Source organism: Streptomyces viridifaciens (genome assembly GCF_001888885.2).
GTDB classification, from domain to species: Bacteria; Actinomycetota; Actinomycetes; order Streptomycetales; family Streptomycetaceae; genus Kitasatospora; species Kitasatospora aureofaciens.
Window position 1 is genome coordinate 122,769 of record NZ_CP090840.1, and the last position, 531, is coordinate 123,299.

Genomic DNA, 531 nt, shown 5'->3' on the forward strand with positions numbered 1-531 from the left:
TCCCGGCGGCCTGTTCGCCGCCTCCGCGCTCGGCCACCACATCGGCGGCGTGCCCGCCGCGTCGCCAGGCTGGCGTTGCCCGGATTTCGGGCGGGTCACATCCTCATCATCGCCGGGCGTACGTGGTGCCGGGGTAACGCCAGGTGGCCCGCATCGCCAAGTACGCTCACCCCATCAACCGTCCGGTGTCGCTGACTGTGTTCGGCGATGCTGTCCGGTGTCTCCAGGTCTGCTGTTGCTGGGCCTCGGCTAGGGGTCTGGTGGTCGGCTCAGTGTGGGCCCTGGCTGGGCGCAGCGGGGCAGGATGGGTGTTGATGGCCGCGGTGACCTCATGCAGTCTGATGGCCAGGATGGCGAGCAATCGGGCGTCGGCCTGTTGCCGAGCTGGGTCGCGGGCGGCCTCTGGTGCTGCCGCGTTCTCCGCCATCGTGCGTTGGATGCTGAGCATCATCCGGACGAGGAGCGCGCGCACCCTGGTGAGCCAGTCGAGGTTCGGGGGCTCTGCCATAGGTCGTCCTCCCTTTCGCCGGA

Annotated in this window: 1 protein-coding gene; it reads right to left on the bottom strand. The window is 69.3% G+C overall.

Annotated features, from left to right (window positions below; genetic code table 11):
• Positions 1–166 precede the first annotated feature (166 nt).
• Positions 167–508, bottom strand: coding sequence for a hypothetical protein (locus tag BOQ63_RS00585; protein WP_072653014.1), 342 nt, complete (start codon positions 506–508; stop codon positions 167–169).
• Between the last annotated feature and the right edge of the window lie 23 nt (positions 509–531).